Origin of the sequence: Methylovulum psychrotolerans, from assembly GCF_002923755.1 — a bacterium.
Lineage (GTDB): Bacteria > Pseudomonadota > Gammaproteobacteria > Methylococcales > Methylomonadaceae > Methylovulum > Methylovulum psychrotolerans.
On the sequence record NZ_PGFZ01000008.1, the window covers coordinates 146,674 to 165,000 of the forward strand.

Below are 18,327 nucleotides of genomic sequence, written 5' to 3' on the forward strand. Positions count from 1 at the left end.
TGCGGTTGAAGCGATAGGCGAACGCCCCCAGATAACGCGAGGCATATTTTGCGAACCCAAACGCATGGTAAGCACCACCAAGGCTGGTCTTAAGGTTGCCCAGTATGGTATTGAGCCATAGGAATTCAAGCATTTCTTTAGGTTTTCGCCCGCCGACAATGATCGCCCCGTGTCGGCAACCCGCCCGGGTCACCGCCGCGAAGCAGGCCAGCCCGTCAGATAAGACGGCGCTGCCGGGTTCCAAGTTAGTTTCCGCCCAGTCGGCAATAGCCTCGCTGGTGAAGCCCGGAACGGGGGACAGCTTGATGTATAAAGGATGCCCGTCGTCGTCAGGCGACAGCGCGGCCACAAAAGGCACTTTGTTTTCAGACCCCCGGCCCGCTTTGCCGCCGCTGAGTTCGCCACCAAGATAAGCGTCGTCAATGTCGACCCTGCCGCTGAGGGTGTAGTCCGCGTCACGCTCGGACATCGCCGCCATCAGCTTGTGCTGGATCAGCCAAGCCGTGGGATAGCTGACGCCAATCAGCCGCTTCAAAGCCAATGCGGACAGCCCTGTCTTGGCTTGACTGATGAAATAGATCGCCAGAAACCAAACCGTCAGCGGCAGGCGGGTGCTTTGGAAGAGCGTCCCGGCGGTCAGTGACGTTTGGCGGCGGCAGGCTTTGCACTGGAAGGTTTTGTGGGTGCCGGTTTTAAACACACTATGGCCGGTTCCGCCACAACAGGGGCAGACAAAACCCTCAGGCCAGCGGGCTTGCTCAAGTTCGGCCTCACATTGCGCTTCGCTGCCGAACTGCTTAAGAAACTCAGGCAGTGACAGCCCAGGTTGGAATTGGATGCGGTTCATCGCCATGATATACGGCCCCTTAAATGATATGCCTTTAGTAGACGCCGTCCTTTCGCGTAATACTGGGTTTGGCTGAAGCATCTTGCTAATCAGGAAGGGATTTGGGAATACTTCCGCAACCATTGGCATGGCCTGTTTCCCCGCTTGGGGTCACGCAGCAGTTTTGTCAAGCAAGCCGCGAACCTTTGGGTGGTGAAGGAGCGTATCCTTGGGCAGCTGGCCAGACAACTTGGGGCGGACACGAACACCGTCCATTTGGTTGACGGCTTACCGCGATTACCATTGCGGAGCGCTCAGTTATGATGACCATAGAGGAACGGATTTCCGTCTGAAGTCTATGGCGGACTTAAACGCCGGCATGCCGGTGCTGGCAGCGGCTGATGGCGTGGTCAGGGCAGTGCGCGACGGCATGGAAGACATTAGTGTTCAGATTTTAGGTAAGCAGGCTTTACAGGGCAGGGAAGCGGGCAATTCGGTGGTGATTGTCCACAGCAAAGACTGGGAGAGCCAATATGCGCACCTGAAAAAAGGCAGTGTCGCTGTCCAGCCCGGACAAACCGTAAAACGGGGTACGGTATTAGGGCGGGTAGGACTGTCAGGTAACAGCGAATTTTTGCATCTGCATTTTGAAATCCGCCATAAGGACAAGCCTGTCGACCCGTTCGTCGGCCTGACGGCTGGCGACACTTGTTCACTAGGTAAGCGTCCGCTATGGCAAGCGGACACCTTGAAAAAGTTGCCCTATATTGCTACTGGGCTTATCTCAGCCGGGTTTGCCGACCATCCGTCTGCGCCTGATGAAGGGCTAGCAGTCACACTAGTACCGCGCTCTCGAAATGGATCGTATAATTTATACAACTAAAGGCTTCCCAATATAATTCCAGCGAAATGGCTTGGCCAAGTGTTCATTAAAATAATCGATAAATGCCAATACCCGTTGGTTCAAAGCCTCCGTTGAGCTGAAGCTGCCCCGTTTGAGGAGGCGGCGGCTCAGGATGCCGAACCAGATTTCGATTTGGTTAAGCCATGAGCAATGCTTGGGGGTATAGACAAAACGGATGCGGTGGCCTGTATCCTGCAAGAATTCGGCACGGGAACCCATGTCACGCAGGATGCCGGACTTGCCCTTTTCGCCCAGTTCATCTTTTATGCCACAAAGTTCCGCCACGCATTGCACCAACGTGGCGGCCTTATGGGTGTTGAGCTGGTCTGTAATGAAGACCCATTTTGCGTCAGGGTCGGTGGTCACGGTGGTGCGGATATGGGCGACAAAATCCGCTTCCGTGCGCGTGTCCCCGACGGTGGGGCTGATGACCTTGCCTGTGGCGATCTCGAAGTTGGCGATCAGTGTCTGCGTCCCGTGCCGGGCGTATTCGAATTCGTGCCGCTCCGGCTTGCCGGGGGACACCGCTTGGTCGGGATGTATCCGCTCCAATGCCTGCATCCCGGTCTTTTCGTCGACGCTGACCACATGCACACCGTCTTCGTGCAGTTCCTGTGCTTGATGATAGAGTTTGCACACGGTTCTGACCTCCTGCCGGAAAGCGGCCTCATCCCCCACTTCGTGGTTCAGCCAATATTTGATCCGGTGTGGCTTTAGGTCGCCCTGATTTTAAAAAACGCCCGACACTGCTGGGCGAAATGGCCTCCACTATGCCCCGCTCAATGGCGGTGCGCGCCAACTCCGGGCGCGTCCAATGGCTGATATGTTCGGGCGGAGCTTCACACGCCAACGCCAACAGCCGACAGATTTGTTCCGCTTCAAACACCCCGGGGCTGCCTGGCCGGAGCCTGTCCGCCAGCAATCGGCTGACGGCTTTCCGCAATAACGTCGGCTGGCCCTCCAGCTTGTCCAAGCCGGCACAACCCTCCAGCCAACGTTTGCGCCACAAGCCGACCGTGTCCTCGCACAATCCGGTGTCCCGGCTTATCTTCTTGTTGCCGCACCCGGCGTTGGCCGACAGCACAATGCGCACGCGTTGTGCCAAGCTGTAGGGAATCTCGCGGCAACGCGAGAGCGCCTCCAATAGTTCCTGTTGTTTGGGGGTTAGCGCGAATGGGGGTAAGGGGCGTGCCATGTCTTCTTATCGACAAATCAATAAAGGCTCAATATTATCGGATATATTTCGAACTTTGGATACTAGGCCATAAAAAAACCGTCTGAAACGTTTAAGTAGGGTCTGCATTTTGCCATCCTCAAATAAGCCCGCGCCCGGTCCGGGTTAGGGAATAAAGACAGCCACAGCTATCCTTAATGCCAGTGACTTTACGAATGCCGCAGAATAGGCCGATGCCTATCCCAAGCAGGCTAACTATACCATAATTTAAGGCTAGCTTGTATAGTAAGTGGCTTTTATAGGCGTTCCCCCGCGTTTTGTCATGCAAAGAGCCCCCCGGCCTATTGACAAAGCTGCCTACCCCACAAAGGATAGGGCGGTTCGCCACCCCGCTGGGTGGCGAAGGCTTGCTAAGGGGTTCTCGGCAGGTCGGGTATCCTCCTTTTTAAGAAAAGCCAATAAACTGCCGATACGGCGAGTCTTGTTTCCAGGTAAAGCTTTCCGTGTAATAGTGCATCAGCCCCAAATAACCGATCAGGCCTATGGTGATTACCTTGCGGATTTCCACACCAAAAAAGAACTCAGTTAATTGGCTGATCCAAAAGTCACCATAAGCTTGTAACACAAAGGCCAAGGCAAACGATAAGGCGGGCAAGACCACCACTATCGGCAATTGGCAGGCCTTACTGAGACGGTACAGGGCATTTTGTGGTTGTTGGTGGTGTTTGTTGTAGTCATGGGTGACATAAAAGATATACGCGGTGACATCATGCACCAGACGCGGCACCAGAATCGCCAGAAAATAATACTGCTGCGCGTAGAGATAGAAGCTGCTTAAGATCAGCAAGACGTTGGCCCATAAAAACCCTTTGCCGAACGTCGTTTTCACATAACGTTGGCATAAGAGCGCACTACCTATCAAACCGACGCATAAGCCGGCGATCAGGTGTTGCAGCCACTCGGTTTGCTGCACATCCAAGCTATTTTTCAAAAAAATGCCGATATAAATAAAAATCCCCGCCGTGACGCTTAAGCCTAACAACAGGTGGTAAGCCCATGCGGGTAGGCGGCATACGCCCCGTGCCACGCCATGTTGCTGTTTTAAGACATGCAGGACTGTCCAAGTGGCGACTAAGATATAAAACGCCTTATAGGGAATAAATAAGCTGCCGATGCCGAAAAAAGCCGCTAAGGCGATGGTCATCAGGACAATTTTGCGCTGGTAGTGCTGCCAATAATCACCGTTGCTGACTAGCAGCACCGCACTGGCGATAATATGCGGCGTACCGAAAAGGATTTGGAACAGCAAAAAATGGTTGGGGCTGCTGGGCAAATGGGTTTTCAAATAGCTTTGCCATAGTCCGGTGTCGAGCAGTTGTAAGGCCAGGCAGAGCGGGATAATCAGATATAAGCTTAATAATAGCCGGAACGACACGGTGAGCTTGCCCGGGCGTGTCTGGTCTTGGACAGAAGCAGTAAGTGCGGACATAAAAGTACCTTTAGGGGGCAGAACGTTTGGTAGGCCGCGCCAGTCTTGGGCATCTTGGTTGGTGTTCTTTTCGGCCCGAAGCCTGGAGCGGTGTTGCGTAATATTGCTTAGTGGCCTAGGTTTGCCGTCCCGCTGCCATTTTTGCGGACTGGTAGGCCATGCCCGCGCAAATTAATGACAGCGGCATGACGGCTGGATTGCCATGCAAACCGATTTTGGCGGGCATAAGTTAAACCGATTAAGCCATTCTATTCAAGTGTTGATTCAATACGACCATTAAAAAAGTCGAAATTAAGACCGCTATCGTTGATAATGATAGCTTTTGCGTAAAGTGCCGGAACTGTTTGCTGTTTATGAAGTTGGAAAAGATCAAGCTGTCAGGATTTAAGTCTTTTGTTGACCCAACGACCATCCCGATTAACGGCAATTTAACGGCGATAGTCGGCCCTAACGGCTGCGGGAAATCCAATATTATTGATGCGGTGCGCTGGGTGATGGGCGAAAGCTCTGCGAAACATTTGCGTGGCGGCAATATGGCGGATGTCATTTTTAACGGCTCCTCAGGCCGTAAGCCGGTCAGCACCGCTTCGGTGGAACTGGTGTTTAATAATAGCGAAGGCAAGCTGGGCGGCGAGTATGCCCAATACGCGAGCATTGCCATTAAGCGGCAAGTCAGTCGTGACGGGCAGTCGCAATTTATGCTCAACGGCGCGAAATGCCGCCGTAAAGACATTACCGATTTGTTTCTGGGCACGGGGCTAGGGTCACGCAGTTACGCAATTATCGAGCAAGGCACTATTTCGCGCATGGTCGAGGCCAAGCCCGAAGACCTGCGCCTGCACATCGAAGAAGCGGCGGGGATTTCTAAATACAAAGAGCGGCGCGGCGAAACCGAAACCCGCATGAAGCACACGCGGGAAAACCTCGAACGCTTAGACGATTTGCGCGAGGAAGTCGATAAACAACTTAAGCATCTGCAAAAACAGGCGGAAAAGGCCGAGCGCTATACGGCATTAAAAAAGCACGAACGGCAAACCAAGCTGGAACTGTTAGCCTTACGGTGGGCGGCTTACCAGCAGGCCGCTGAGGCCTTGGAGGCGACCCTGCACGAAGTGGCGGCCGAGTATAACCGCCTGTTTATGCAGTTGCGCGACTTGGACGCCGCCATCGCCACACAGCGGGTCGAGCATAAAGCCGGCCAGCACCAGCTAGACCAGACGCAAGGCGATTATTATAGCCTTGCCGCCGAGGTCAGCCGCTTAGAGCAGGCTATTGCCCACCAACGCCAGAGCCATCAGCAAACCTTGCTGGACATTGAGCGCACCCGCCAACAGCTTGGGCAAGTACAACAAGAATTGGCTAATGATACCCAAACTTTAGCCGAGCTTAAGGATGGCTTGGTGCTGGCGGAAGCGGCGTTAGAAGATGCGCAAGACCGTCAAGACGACTGGCTGGACAAACAGCAGGACATGCAGCAGCAACGCCTGTTATGGCAACAGCAATGGGACCGCTACCGTACCGAAAGCGCGAAATACCGTGAGCAGGCCGAAGTCCAGCGCGTTAAAAGCGAGCAGTTGGCGCACCAAAGCCGCCAACTGCAAAGCCGCTTGGAGAAGCTGTTGGTAGAGCGTGGCGATTTATCGGCCAGTGCTTTGGCCGGCAATATTGCCGAATTGGACGGGCAACTGCAAGCGCTGGCTGACGAACGCGAACACTTGCATCTGCAATTGGAACAGCAGCAGCATAGCATCCGCGAGCATCGCCAACACAGCAAGGCCAATCAAGAAGCGCTGCACGCCCGCCGCTCGGAATTGCACAGTACCAGTGGGCAGATCACCTCATTGGAATTATTGCAGCAACACGCGATGGGTAAGGCTAACGATAGCCTGCAACAGTGGCTAGTCAACACTGGGCTGGCTAACAACCCGCGCTTGGCGGAATATCTCGATGTGCAGGCCGGTTGGGAAACCGCCGTCGAAACGGTGTTGGGCAACACCTTGGAAGCCGTTTGTGTCGACGCGCTTGCCCCATTAATGGGCGAGTTAGGGGCATTAAAGGACGATTCGCTGTCCTTATGGCAAATCTCCGGGACGCTGTCCGCAGCGGTGATTGCTGATTCAGGACGTTCTGTCGGTGCGCCGCGCCTACAAGATAAAATCAGCGCGGCCTCGGCACTGGACAGTTTGTTAATTGGCGTGTATTGTGCTGAAAATTTGCCGGAAGCATTGGCTTTAGCTGGACAATTACACGCCCATGAGTCGGTTGTCACCCGTGACGGAATTTGGTTGGGTGCGGGTTGGCTAAAAATCAGCCGTACCCAAGACAGTAAAACCGGAGTTTTGCAACGGGAAAAAACCTTGCGCACCTTAAAACAGCGCCAGCAATTGATAGAAACCGAGCTTGAACAATTGGCGCAGCAGCAGGCCGATAGCGAGGCGGCCTTAAAATCCGCCGAGCAGCAGCGCGAATGGCTGCAACAGCAACTCAATCAGGTGCATAGCGAATGGTCGCAAAAAAATGCCCACTTGAGTGCGCAGGCGGCACGGCTAGAACAGCAACAGCGGCGTTTGCAACACGTCCAGCAAGATATTGACAGTCTCCGTGAGGAGTTGGCGGAAACGGTTGAGAATTTGGCTGAAGCGCAACTGGCCCAAGAGGCGGCGGCTGAAGTGTTGTTCGGCCAGGAGGGGCGGCGCGAACAGTTGGACGCGCTCAACCAACAGTTGCAGCAACAGCAGCAGCGCTTCGACAATGCGGTCAATGAGGCCAGGCAGCAGTTGTTCGACAGCAAAACTAAGTTGGAAAATTTACGCGCCTTAGAGCTGGCTACCCATAAACAGCGTAGCCGTTTGCAGGAGCAACAGGCGCAGGCACAGGGGTATTTGCACGAACTGGAAAGCAAAGCCCGGCAAACCTTATCGCCCTTAGATGCCGAACAAGCCGAACTGCGCGAAAAGTCCGCCGTCACACACGATTTGGAAGTCGTTTTGAAAAGTCTGCGGCAAAGCCAAGACGCGCGTGAGGCGCAACTGGTGGAGTTAGCCGAAGCGCATACGCGTGGGCAACGCGCCCTAGAAAAGCACAAAGAGCGGTTGGACGGCCTGCGCTTTGAGTTGCAGGAAAACCAAGTGCGCCAACAGGCCATTAACGAGCAATTGGCCGAAATGGCCACCGATGTCGGGCAAATTATCAGTACGCTGCCCGCCGATGCGCAAGAGACACTCTGGAAAAAAACCGCCGACGAACTGGCCGGACAAATCGAACGGCTCGGCACGATTAACCTGTCGGCCATTGAAGAATATCAGGCACAAGCCGAGCGGATGGCGTTTCTTAACGGGCAACATGCCGACCTCAGCGAGGCCTTACAGACCTTAGATCAGGCCATCAGCAAAATAGACCAAGAAAGTCGGTTACGTTTTAAGGAAACTTTCGATAAAATAAACAGCGGTTTGCAGGAAAAGTTCCCAAAATTGTTCGGCGGGGGGCAAGCTTATTTGGAACTGACCGAACAGAATGTCCTGGAGGCGGGGGTTAACATCATCGCCAGGCCGCCAGGCAAGCGCAACAGTTCTATCCATTTGCTGTCCGGCGGCGAAAAAGCCCTTACCGCAGTTGCTTTGGTGTTCGCTATTTTTGAACTGAATCCCGCGCCTTTTTGTTTGCTGGACGAAGTGGATGCGCCTCTGGATGACGCCAATGTCGGGCGGTTCTCAAAAATGGTCGAGGCGATGTCCGAGACCGTGCAATTTTTATATATTTCACATAATAAGGTTACAATGGAAATTGCAAAACAGTTGGCAGGTGTGACGATGAAAGAACCCGGGGTGTCCCGTATGGTCGCAGTTGATATTGAAGAAGCAGTCAGTCTGGCGGAAATCTAATGGATAAAGAATTATTACGAGTAGTCATTATTGCATTTGGGCTTATTATCATCGTGGGCATGTTGGCATGGCATTTTTTTAGAAATAAAAAATCCTTCCAAGATATGATGTTTTTTGGTAACCAAGAACTCAAGGGCAAAATTGACGAATCCATCGTCGTGCATGGCGATAATGATGAGTTTGATATTGTGCCGAAAGGCCGAAAAAAGCTGATTGATACCGATGAGTTGATCGAAAAAATCAAAGCCCGCTCCAGGCCTAAAGCCAAAGCCCCGGAACCTGAGCCGGAAGCCGAAGCCGAGGAGCCAGTGGAGAGTATGTTCGGGGATTTTGACGGGGAATTTGACTTTGCTGATGAAGGGTCTTTTGCCAAAGAAGCTGAGCCGCCTGCCGAACCGCCTTTAGCCAGAACTGAATTATTGGATGCCGACGAATTGTTCGGCGAGCCGGATAAAGACCCGGAGGCCCCGCGTTTTGTCGCCCCCGATATTATCCAATTTCGGGTTATGGCGCGGGCCGCGGAAGGCTTTAACGGCTTGGATATGCTCAAGGCGTTCCGTATCGCGCAATTGGAGTACGGTAGCCTAAAAATATTTGAACGCTATGATGCCAATAATTTGGTCGATTTCGGTGTGGCCTGTATGGTCGAAGGCGGCACTTTCCCCGACCACGATATCGACCAGTTTTATTGTCCGGGTTTGGTGTTCTTTATGCAGCCCGCCTTGCTGGATGAAGCCGTTAAGGTATTTGACGACTATCTGGAAGCCATCAATATCGTCGCCGTGGAACTTGACGGCGACTTGCTTGACCATGAGAAAAATCCGCTGACCAATGCCACGATAAAAATGATCCGGCAGAGCTTGTAGCCCGTTAAGCCCTCGTTTGCCTATTGTGGCCTGGGTTAAACGATAGGCTAAAATTGGCATTAAGGCCAATGGTTTGTATTGTAAGGGCTTGTTGTTGCCGCTTAGGCATGGGCGACAGCAAAGCCGTATCTACGGCGCAGACGGCGTAAAAATTGCCTTTCCGCTACAAAAGCCAAGAGATGCAGGTCTGTTCCATACCCTCAGCGGCCCCTACCCCTTCCTGAAAATCGTCAATACCAGTCGAAAATGCGTAACGATTGATTTATTGTGGTGTCAATGAGTATTTAGCGGCCCAAAATCCGCTGCAATCAGTAACTATTATGTTGACACTTGAAGAGATCCTTTCTGATGTGGCTGATTTGCCAAGCTTTGAAAATGTAAAAAACATTGGCGTTAACAGCCAAGGAAATAATGGGAAAGCCCCCTTACATTGGATGGCTACATTAGGAGATACAATTGCTATCCAATTGTTATTGGAAGCTGGGGCGGATGCAAATTTAGCAGACAATGATGGAAATACACCGTTACATGAAGCCATATCTTGCCGTCAAGAACGGGCTGCAAAAATTCTTATAGAGGCCTGCGCTAATTTGGATTATAAAAATAAAGCTGGAATGACTCCGCTTGAGATTGCTGAATCCGATAACTACCAACCTACGATTGAACTTTTTTCGGTTACGTCGCGAAATTTATAAAAGCCGGGTAGCCGATAAGTTATAAAACCCCGCCCGGCGGCTAGGCCTTGGGGGCATAAAAAAACCGCCGCCCTTAGGTTTAAAGGGGCGGCGGTTTTGTTTGCCAGAAATGGCCGCTTAGTTATGGTAAGCGATTTCGCCATGCTCGTTGATATCCAAGCCTTCACGTTCAGTCTCTTCGCTAACCCGCAGGCCGATGAGCATATCGACCAGTTTATAAGCGATAAACGCCACCACGCCCGACCAGACTACCGTCACCGCAACGCCCCAGAGCTGGCTTTGCAACTGGGTAAAGATACTGTATTCGCCAAAACCGTTGCTGACATAATCATAAACGCCAGTGCCGCCCAAGGCGGGGCTGGCGACAATAGCCGTACCTATAGAGCCGAGAATACCGCTGATGCCGTGGACACCGAATACGTCCAGAGAGTCGTCATAGCCCATCGCATTCTTAAATTCCGTCACCGCCCAGAAGCAGACCGCGCCCGCGACCAAGCCCAGCGCCATAGCGCCCATGGGTCCCGCCCAACCACACGCGGGGGTGATAGCGACCAGCCCGGCAACCGCCCCGGATGCGCCACCCAACATGCTGGGAGTGCCTCGCGCGAACCATTCAGTAAGCATCCACGCCAGTGCCGCTGCCGCCGTCGCCAGTAAGGTGTTGGCAAACACCAGTCCCGCCGCGCCGTTGGCTTCCAAGTTGGAGCCGACATTAAAGCCAAACCAGCCGACCCATAACAGCGCCGCCCCGATCATGGTCATGGGGACGTTATGTGGGGCCATCGATTCCTCACCGAAGCCGACCCGTTTGCCGACCAGTAAGCAGCCGATCAGGCCCGCGATACCGGCGTTAATATGTACGACCGTGCCGCCCGCAAAATCCAAGGCGCCTTTTTGAAAAATAAAGCCGGCCGTGGCACCGGCTTTAGCTGCCGCATCCGCATCGGTATAGGCATCAGGCCCTGTCCAATACCAGACCATGTGGGCAATAGGCAGATAGGAGAAGGTAAACCACAGCAAGATAAACAACAGAACGGCGGAAAATTTCATCCGTTCGGCAAATGCCCCGATAATCAGCGCGGGGGTAATCGCCGCGAAGGTCAGTTGGAACATGGCATAAACATATTCGGGGAGATAGACGCCCTTGCTGAAGGTTGCCACCACCGAATCGACGGTGATGCCACTGAGGAAGGCTTTGTCCAAGCCACCGAAAAAAGCATTGCCTTCGGTAAAGGCGATGCTGTAGCCGTATAATGCCCATAGCACCGCGATCATGCAGAAGGTCATAAACACCTGCATCAGCACCGAGAGGATATTTTTCGCCCTGACCATCCCCGCATAAAATAAGGCCAAGCCGGGGATGGTCATTAAGATGACCAGCACTGTGGCGACAATCATCCAACTGGTGTCGCCTTTGTTAGGGACGGGGGTGGCCTGTTCCGCTACCGATGCACCAGCATAAAGTAACAGGGGCAATATGGCGGACAGCCGCCTTAATGGTGGGTTCATACACTTCTCCTAAGATGGGTTTTAAGTAGTGGGCCGATAGTATAAAATGATAAAATATCCCTATATTCAAAAGCTTAAGCAGAGTTCGTGCCAGTTGTCTAAATCTTGGGCATACCTTAAAAATAGTGGCGTTTCTCAGAAAAACGCACCAATGCAATGCAAATTAACCGTTATATGCACCATCAGCTAACAATATGGCTGTATTGCCGACAGTGACAGCGCTTGCTTTGCTGATAGGGTTAAGGCGGCATAGGCTGACAAACCTATTTTGGGTGATGCCGCTTTAAATTGGCTTAATAAATGCTTGTTATTTAAGGTTAAGATATCACCTTTACTCCGAAGTCAGCGAGCCGACCATGACACAAACAGCAGAAGGCACTTTTAATCCAGCATTTCATTTTCTGGGATTAATCCAAAAAACCATCGCCGACGGTATCACCCGCCATTGCGTCCATCCAGGTTGCCCGGAAGTCTATCTGGTGCCGACCGAACACACCTATTATACGGCGACGGCGAATATTGACGCGTTGACCGCGCTGTGTTTGGCCGCCCCGTTCGATTTGAACGTCGAATTGTTGCCCGATTGGCGACCACCCGCCGCCAAAGATAACGATGTGCAGGCCGGACGGATGCTGATCCACCGGAAAACGGTTGCGTCTGGTAGCGGGCTGGTCGCCCGTCCGCTGTCAGAGTTGATGTGGTTCGCCACCTTATCGGCTTCTAATGGCCAGTTACTGCAAGGTTGCCATGCTGACGTTGCGGTACGCTTAAAAGAAATGCCGGATTTCTCACGTTTTTACCATCGCGGCTATGATTTGGTGTTGGCGGATTTTTTGCTGAAAAAACGTGCCGACTTACCGACGGCGGCACAAGCGACGGGTATTCCGTTGCCCCATGTCTTCGAGTTTTACAATGCCTGTGTTGTGGTCGGCTTGATCGAACAAGGCAATGTGTTCGAGCCTGCCCACTATCTGCTAGGTTTATTGGATAAGGCAAATGCCGATAAGCAAAGCCGTAGTTGCGCCCTGACGGGTAGTAAGCCTTTAATCATTGTGCCTAACGAAGGTAAATATTACACAGAATTGGATCTGCTCGGCATTGCCAAGCTCTGCTCCACGTTATTGGCGGGTATGGAAGTGAGTATTGTTGACCATAACCAAGACAAGGAAGAAGTGGTGCAAATCGGGCGGACGCGGGTACGCCGGAAAGTAGCTTCGGCGTTGCCGCTATTGCCTTCCCATCCGCTGGCCGACTTGCTGTTCCGCGCCGCCTTATATGCCTCGCAAGGCCGCCTGCTGTATGGTTACGACCTTGATACGCCCGTCCGCCTTCATGATTGGCCGTCCAAAACCTTGCTGCGGGAATCCGCCACGGTGATGGCGGAACGCTATATCTTCCCGCTAACCGCCTTCATGACCGCTAATCCCGCCATGAGCCTCCCCGATATCGCCAAAGCCACCCAGCAATCTCTGGCGAAAGTGATTGATTTCCATAATGCTTGTGCCGTGCTGGGCTTGTTGGAACATCCGGCTTAACAGGGCTGATGCTTTAGGGAAAAGAAAAAACCGCCAATAGGCTATATGGGCATATAATGCCTATAAGTAGGCGTTCATCTATTTTTTAACATTCGTGAATTCAACCCCGTCCCCACCCGCCCTTTAGCAGGAGAGGGAGCAAATCCCCTGCATCTAGTATCCTTCGGCTTCGTTCAGGGGCGGCAAAGCTAAAAATATCAAAAGATATATGCGTACCTACTTAGTCATGGCGTGTCCGGCTTAAGGTTTTTGCTAAAAACAACCTAATGGCGCCGCTCGAATGGCGAACTTTGTTTTCATCATCTAGGCGGCATTATTTATGAACAGGATTGTTATAGCAGGACTTTTTTTTATCAGCTTAGCGGGTTGTGTGGAGCAGCCAATACAAGGCGGGGGTGCTGGTGGGGGGTATAGTAGGATGGGCGGGGGAGGCTATAACCGCCCTAGTTATCCGCAACCCGGCCCTGGTTATTCATGGACGAACCACCCCACCCAAGGCTGGGGTTGGCGGCATCCACAGAACGGTTGGCATCAAGGTTGGCAAGATCGGGATGACAACCGCCAGCGGCAACAATGGGGTGGGCAGCAGAACGATGACCGCCGGCAGCAGCAGTGGGGCAGGCAGCAAAATGATGACCGCCAGCAGCAACAGTGGGGCGGCGGGCAGCAGAACGATGGCCGCCAGCAGCAGTGGGGCGGGCAGCAAAATGATGACCGTTAAGTAACCTGCGGTATGGCTGATCTGTAAATCGCGTTGTGATGAGGAATTTAAGGGTAAGGTTATCTTCTTAAGCCTTCCGCCCAGCAGCCGAGCGCCGTCTTGATGACAGTGAAGCAGTGCTGATAGGCGGTGGGGGCTTTATTATACGGGTCGGCAATTTCCAAAGCCTGTGCCGGATTTAATGTCCCCAACAAAAAGCTTTTGTCCGCCGTGCCGGGGAAGGCGGCTTGCAAGCGGCTAAGTTGGGCCAATTCCATAACAAATACCACATCTGCCTCGGCAAGCATGGCGCTATCCAAGATTTTCGAGCGGCAAGCGGATAAATCCACGCCCTGTTCGGCGGCGACCTTGACCATAGTGGCATCCGCCGGACGGCCCGCAACAGGATGGAATCCGGCGGAGGCAAACCGGATGCCCGCGTCCGCCAGCATTTGTTCGGCGAGAACCTGCGCGACGGCACTGCGGTTGATGTTGCCGTAACAGACAAACAGTACCTTATCGGCTTGCTTAAGCCGTTGTGCCAAGCGGTTTTGCATGGCGGCGGAGCGGTGCTTGTTAACTTGCCATTTCTGCGCCAATAAGCCCGCCACGCGCTGATAATACGCTTGGGCAATCTGCACTATATCCATCAGCCCCGGCAAGGGGTCGCGCCATTGTTGCACGTCAAAGGCATGGCGGCTAGGGTGCAAGACCCACAGCGCGTCCTTGAGCAGTTGCCCAGTGCTGGGGTAGGCGAATAGACGCGGCTCTTCCGAGCGTCTGAACACCTGCTCATACCAGTAAATGTCGCTGGCGAGTTTCCGGCAATAAATGGCAGGGCGATAAGTCTGCGTGGCGGGGCGTTGCCCGTCCACCCAGAGTTGGTATAACAGCCACGGAAAATCCGCGCCTGCCGCGCAGGCCAGCGGTAATGACCCCCAAAACCGCCCGTTAATCTCCATCAGAGTATACCTACCCGTATCCGGTTGCCACTTAAATTCGACCATCGCCACGCCATGCCAGTTTAAGGCTTTTATCAGCCGAGCCGCCGCCGCTAACAGGTCGGGGTCGACGACGATGCTTTTGCGGAAACTGCTGCCGCCGCCCGTCAACGGCACTTCATGCAGGCGTTGGTGTTGAAAAGCGTAGACGATTTCGCCGTGGTCGGCCAGCAGTTCGATGCCTGTGCCGATGCCTGGGCTATAGCTTTGCACTAAAACTTGGCAATGGCTGAGCAAAGCCGCGCCCAATTCCAGCAATTCGGTGGCGTTAAAGGCGTAGGCGACGCTCAGTTGCTGGCGGCTGTCGGCATTGGGGATGGAGCGGCCTGGCTTTAACACTACCGGAAAGCTTAAATCCGGCAATAGGCGCTGGATGTCGGCGACGCTATCGACGGCTTGGCTTAGCGGTATGACGACCCCGCATTGCTGCGCTACAGCCATGGTCTGTTCTTTATCTAAAACCTTATTTAGGCTATCGCGTGGGGCGATTGCCAAAATGTCCACCCACGGCTGCATTTTGGTGCTGTGCGCTAGCGGTATGAGGCTGCGCTCGGTGACGGGAATCACCAAATCATAAGTATGGCGCTGCAAATGCCCGGCGATAAAATCCACAAACCCGTCGGCATCGCTTAAGGGGTTAGGGTGGCGGAACAACTGTCCGGCGTAGCGCGAATACTGGCTTAAGGTCGCTAGGCCGGTACTGGCGGCTATATCGCAAATAATGCCATGGCGGGCTAAAGATCTGACGATGCTTAGACAAGCGATCATGTCGGCATCTAAGACTAAAACGCGGCGGCGCACGGCCATCAGAACCCCTTAGCGGCTAAAAAACGTTGGAATTGCGCGTTCATGGCAATGGCCTGTTCCATCGGCAAGGGATGGGAGACTTTTTGGTGTTCGCGGGTATTGGCTGGGGCGCTGATTTTTGTCAGCAACGCCGCTTCGTCAAAAACTACGCCTAATTCACGAAGCAATCGGCAGGTTTTTTGCGGATCGTTAAAGTCTTCGGTCTGGAATTCGACAAACTGGACATTCGGTAAGGCTTGCCGCCAGTGGGCAATGCGTGCCTCCATCTCATACCAATACCATAAACCTTTATAGAAGGGGTGTTTAAACTCCGGGTCGTTATCCAGAACCTCGGCGATAGGGATATGGTTACTTGCAGCGGTATAGTCCAACCACCATTTGTTGCCTTCTTCTGTGCCGGGAAAATCCTGTAAGGCATAAATGGAGTTGGCGACTTTGACCGGATCGCGGATTAAATGGATGACGGCGAGCTTATCGCCAAAATCGGCTAAGGCGTATTCAATATACGTTTTAATGAACAAATGGTTGGCTTCGCAATAAAAAGCGTAGCCCGCCGCACCGCGCCTGAGGTTGATGGCTTTTTTTTGCCAATATTCGGCGCGGACGACAGCTTCGTCGCCAGCGGTCTTGGCTTTGAGTATATCCTCACTCATGGTCGGGTACGGCTCGTGTTCGGCATGACAGCCTGGGATATGGTTAAAAACTTCCGCTAAGGTCATAGTGCCGCTACGCCCGGTGGTGGCGACAAAAATAATTTTCTGCAAGTTTCGGCAGCGCCATTGGTAATAGGCTTTGCAGATGGCTACCGTCAGCGGGTGGTATTTAAGGGTAGTGATCAGTGGGTGCATGGTCGGCTTAAAACAAGGTACGCAACGACAAGGCTAAAAAACGCAACTGGTTTTTTAGCGATAAATGGGTAATGCCCAAACGCTGCGCAATGCGCTTAAGGCTGGGCTGGTCTTCGGCATAATAGGCCGCCAAAAAGGCTTCCTGCAAGGTCGCTTGAACGGTTTGCCTAATGTCGCCGTGCCAAGCGGCGGGGGCTATGCCCAAGGTGATATGGTCTTCTAAAATCTGGCATTTGCCCAGTAAACTTTTTAAGACGGAACCGGATGTATTGCCGACATAACGGCGCTGCCTGCTGGTGATAGTAAAATCGCATACTGTTTGCCCGTGCAAAACCGCTTTGCGGGTCATGTCGGCATCTTCATTGACTAGGCGCGAATAGCGCGGGTCAATGCCGCCAATTTGGTTATATAGCTCGCGGCTCAGCACGGTGGTGCTGGGCCAAGCCGGATTAAAGGCCAGTAACTGCCGATAAAATTGCCCGTCTAAAACCAAGCAGTTGTCGGCATTGGCCGTTCCTAAGGCTTCCCACCATCCCTTCGGGGCATCATCGGAAAATATCCGCGCACCAGGCTGGGCGCCTGGACCGAAAAACTCTGCGTCGGCAAAGCTGAAATTGGCTTGCGGATAGTGGTTTAACAAGGCTACGCGCCGCTCAAGATGTTCGGGTAACCATAAATCGTCATGGTCACAAAAAGCCAGCCAAGGGCTGGTGGTGGCTTCCGCCGCCACTTTACGCGCCATACTGGGGCCGCTATTGGCAATACGCAGGGATTTGACGCGTGAGGCGTATTCGGCCAGCACCGCCGGGGTATGGTCGGTGGAGCCGTCGTCAACGACCATGATTTCCGCCGCCGGATAACGCTGGTTTAAAATGGCATCCAGTGTCTCCCTGAGCAGTTCGGCATGGTTGTAGGTGGGGATGGCGACGGCAATATCCATGTTACGGTTTAATCTGGCGATAAAAGTTAAGGAAAGTAGGCGGCAGCATACTGGCAAGACAGCGTAAGCGGTTTTTACCGGACAAGCGGCGTAGGCCCAATTTACTGACAATATCCCGCATCAAGGGCTTATCCTCAGCATAGTACGCCATGGTCAGCGCATCATTCAAGGTTTCCGCAATGGCGTTGTCGATGTCCGTGTGCCAGTGTTCAGGGGCAATGGCCAACTGGATGTGATTTTGCAAAATCTGGTATTTGCCGAGCCGCGATTTTAGTTCTGAACCGGAGGTGTTGCCGGCATGTCGCCGTTGCCGGACAGTGACCGCAAAATCGCACAACGTCGTGCCATGCAAAACCGCTTTGCGCATGATGTCGCCGTCTTCTGCCACCATATAAGCGTAGCGCGGATCAATGCCGCCCACTTTATCATATAAAGCCCGGCTCAGCAGCACGGTGCTGGGCCAAGCCGGATTAAAGCGCAACAGGGGCACATAGAAGCCTTGGTCTAATAATAGGCATTGGTCGGCATTGGCTACCCCTAAGTTTTCCCACCAACCTGCCGGGGCATAATCGTAAATGCAGCTATCGACGGCGGTCGGACCAAAGAATTGGCCATTGGCAAAGCTAAAATCCACCGCCGGATACTTTTCCAATAAGGTGACCCGCCGCTCAAGATGGTGCGGCAACCAAATGTCATCGCTGTCGCAAAAGGCCAGCCAAGGGCTGCTTGATGCGTCGACCGCCGTTTTCCGCGCGACTGTACAGCCTGAATTGGTAATGCGGATGGCGGTTATCCGTTTGCCATAACGGGCCAGTATGTCGGGGGTATGGTCGGTCGAGCCGTCATCGACAACAATAATTTCGGTCGCCGGATAGGTTTGTCCTAAGATAGCCTCCAGTGCTTCTTCGAGATACTCGGCACGATTATAAGTCGGTACGGCAACGGCAATGTCGTATTTCATGGCGGCAGATAGGTAAGGGGCTGTTGTTTTTTTTATTGCCTAGTGGATAAAGGGTGCCGTCGTTATGCGTGGGGATTTATATTGTTAGGGGCGGTGCCGCGCACTGCACCGTTCAGAGTATAGGTTAAATTGTACGTTAGGTATCTGTCCGCGCAAAGTCCATGTAGCTTATTTAGGTAAAAATACGCTTT

15 protein-coding genes are annotated in these 18,327 nt (G+C 53.1%); 6 read left to right on the top strand and 9 right to left on the bottom strand.

Annotation, left to right across the window (positions count from 1 at the left end):
• Positions 1 to 853, bottom strand: an 853-nt coding sequence (locus AADEFJLK_RS16675) for an IS1595 family transposase (RefSeq protein ID WP_103975109.1), incomplete at its 3' end; no start/stop codon positions are given.
• Between the two features lie 202 nt (positions 854 to 1,055).
• Here AADEFJLK_RS16675 and AADEFJLK_RS16680 point away from each other — a divergent pair.
• On the top strand, positions 1,056 to 1,709 hold the full coding sequence (locus AADEFJLK_RS16680) for a M23 family metallopeptidase (RefSeq protein ID WP_146054632.1): 654 nt from the start codon (positions 1,056 to 1,058) through the stop codon (positions 1,707 to 1,709).
• Here AADEFJLK_RS16680 and AADEFJLK_RS16685 read toward each other — a convergent pair.
• The 3 genes from AADEFJLK_RS16685 to AADEFJLK_RS16695 form a co-directional block, all read right to left on the bottom strand.
• A complete protein-coding gene (locus tag AADEFJLK_RS16685) occupies positions 1,698 to 2,369 on the bottom strand; it encodes a transposase (protein ID WP_103975110.1) in 672 nt (223 codons plus the stop codon). The genes AADEFJLK_RS16680 and AADEFJLK_RS16685 overlap by 12 nt on opposite strands.
• 28 nt (positions 2,370 to 2,397) lie before the next feature.
• Positions 2,398 to 2,925 (bottom strand): helix-turn-helix domain-containing protein, encoded by a 528-nt coding sequence (locus tag AADEFJLK_RS16690; protein ID WP_103975023.1) that lies wholly within the window; start codon positions 2,923 to 2,925, stop codon positions 2,398 to 2,400.
• A gap of 424 nt (positions 2,926 to 3,349) precedes the next feature.
• A complete protein-coding gene (locus tag AADEFJLK_RS16695) occupies positions 3,350 to 4,393 on the bottom strand; it encodes a hypothetical protein (protein ID WP_103975024.1) in 1,044 nt (347 codons plus the stop codon).
• A 353-nt stretch (positions 4,394 to 4,746) separates the two neighbouring features.
• On the opposite strand from AADEFJLK_RS16695, the gene smc reads away from it, so the two are divergent.
• The 3 genes from smc (at position 4,747) to AADEFJLK_RS16710 (ending at position 9,835) form a co-directional block, all read left to right on the top strand.
• Entirely contained in the window at positions 4,747 to 8,274 is a 3,528-nt protein-coding gene (gene smc / locus AADEFJLK_RS16700) for a chromosome segregation protein SMC (RefSeq protein WP_088620217.1), read from the top strand.
• The gene (locus AADEFJLK_RS16705; protein ID WP_088620218.1) at positions 8,274 to 9,140 is read left to right on the top strand and encodes a cell division protein ZipA C-terminal FtsZ-binding domain-containing protein; all 867 of its coding nucleotides are present in this window, start codon (positions 8,274 to 8,276) and stop codon (positions 9,138 to 9,140) included. Before smc ends, AADEFJLK_RS16705 begins: the two co-directional genes overlap by 1 nt.
• 320 nt (positions 9,141 to 9,460) lie before the next feature.
• Positions 9,461 to 9,835: an ankyrin repeat domain-containing protein gene (locus tag AADEFJLK_RS16710; protein WP_103975025.1), complete on the top strand. Its 375-nt coding sequence runs from the start codon at positions 9,461 to 9,463 to the stop codon at positions 9,833 to 9,835.
• 117 nt (positions 9,836 to 9,952) lie between these two features.
• On the opposite strand, the gene AADEFJLK_RS16715 is transcribed toward AADEFJLK_RS16710, so the two are convergent.
• Entirely contained in the window at positions 9,953 to 11,344 is a 1,392-nt protein-coding gene (locus AADEFJLK_RS16715) for an ammonium transporter (RefSeq protein WP_103975026.1), read from the bottom strand.
• A gap of 356 nt (positions 11,345 to 11,700) precedes the next feature.
• Between AADEFJLK_RS16715 and AADEFJLK_RS16720 the strand changes: the two genes are divergently transcribed.
• Together AADEFJLK_RS16720 and AADEFJLK_RS16725 are read left to right on the top strand one after the other, a co-directional pair.
• Positions 11,701 to 12,879, top strand: a complete 1,179-nt coding sequence (locus AADEFJLK_RS16720; protein ID WP_103975027.1) for a hypothetical protein — start codon at positions 11,701 to 11,703, stop codon at positions 12,877 to 12,879.
• A 319-nt stretch (positions 12,880 to 13,198) separates the two neighbouring features.
• Positions 13,199 to 13,600, top strand: a complete 402-nt coding sequence (locus AADEFJLK_RS16725; RefSeq protein WP_103975028.1) for a hypothetical protein — start codon at positions 13,199 to 13,201, stop codon at positions 13,598 to 13,600.
• Positions 13,601 to 13,659: 59 nt separating this feature from the next.
• On the opposite strand, the gene AADEFJLK_RS16730 is transcribed toward AADEFJLK_RS16725, so the two are convergent.
• The 4 genes from AADEFJLK_RS16730 to AADEFJLK_RS16745 are packed head-to-tail and all read right to left on the bottom strand — an operon-like array spanning position 13,660 to position 18,136.
• The gene (locus tag AADEFJLK_RS16730) at positions 13,660 to 15,387 is read right to left on the bottom strand and encodes an arsenate reductase/protein-tyrosine-phosphatase family protein (protein WP_103975029.1); all 1,728 of its coding nucleotides are present in this window, start codon (positions 15,385 to 15,387) and stop codon (positions 13,660 to 13,662) included.
• Positions 15,387 to 16,235: a sulfotransferase family protein gene (locus tag AADEFJLK_RS16735; protein ID WP_103975030.1), complete on the bottom strand. Its 849-nt coding sequence runs from the start codon at positions 16,233 to 16,235 to the stop codon at positions 15,387 to 15,389. The genes AADEFJLK_RS16730 and AADEFJLK_RS16735 overlap by 1 nt, the downstream gene beginning before the upstream one ends.
• 7 nt (positions 16,236 to 16,242) lie before the next feature.
• Positions 16,243 to 17,175: a glycosyltransferase family 2 protein gene (locus AADEFJLK_RS16740; RefSeq protein ID WP_103975031.1), complete on the bottom strand. Its 933-nt coding sequence runs from the start codon at positions 17,173 to 17,175 to the stop codon at positions 16,243 to 16,245.
• A 1-nt stretch (position 17,176) separates the two neighbouring features.
• Positions 17,177 to 18,136 carry a glycosyltransferase family 2 protein gene (locus tag AADEFJLK_RS16745; protein ID WP_088619516.1) on the bottom strand — a complete coding sequence of 320 codons (960 nt, stop codon included), beginning with the start codon at positions 18,134 to 18,136 and terminating at the stop codon, positions 17,177 to 17,179.
• Between the last annotated feature and the right edge of the window lie 191 nt (positions 18,137 to 18,327).